The sequence below is a fragment of the bacterium genome (assembly GCA_020440705.1).
In the GTDB taxonomy this organism is placed as follows: Bacteria; Krumholzibacteriota; Krumholzibacteriia; order LZORAL124-64-63; family LZORAL124-64-63; genus JAGRNP01.
In genome coordinates, this window is record JAGRNP010000282.1 from 1 (window position 1) to 644 (window position 644).

At 57.6% G+C, this 644-nt stretch carries 1 protein-coding gene; it reads right to left on the bottom strand.

Annotated elements, in window-relative coordinates:
• The coding region (locus tag KDM41_18385; GenBank protein MCB1185393.1) for a translation initiation factor IF-2 at nucleotides 1-644 on the bottom strand (644 nt) is incomplete at both ends.

Sequence of the window (644 nt, forward strand, 5' to 3'; positions counted from 1 at the left end):
AAAGCCCACGATTATAGCGTTGGACGCGCTCGCGAGGACGACGTCCGTCTCTGTTATGCCGCCTACGCCGGAATGCACTATCTTCACCTGGCATTTTTCTGTGCTGAGCTTGCTTATGGATTCCGAGACAGCCTCGACCGAGCCCTGCGTGTCGGCCTTGACTATGAGCGGGAGCTCTTTGGCCTCTTCCTGCTCTAGAGTCTCGAAAAGATTTTCGAGTGTGGGCTTTCTTTCCTTCGCTGCGGCCGTCTCGCGTATCTTGGTTTCCCTGTGGGAAACGACATCCCGCGCGGCCTTTTCATCCTTGACCACGTAGAAGCGGTCTCCGGCCTCGGGCACGCCCGAAAGCCCCATAATTTCGACCGGCATCGACGGACCGGCCTCTTTCACCCTGCTGCCCTTGTCGTCCATGAGCGCCCTTACCTTGCCCACGGTCGTTCCGGTGACAATGTAGTCGCCTATCTTGAGCGTCCCTTCCCTGACAATGACGGTCGCAACCGGGCCCCTGCCCTTGTCGAGCACGGCCTCTATGACAAAGCCGTTCGCCCTCTTGTCCTTGTCCGCCCTGAGCTCCAGAATATCCGCCTGAAGGAGCACGAGCTCTAAAAGCTCTTTTATACCGGTTCTCTGTTTTGCCGAAACCT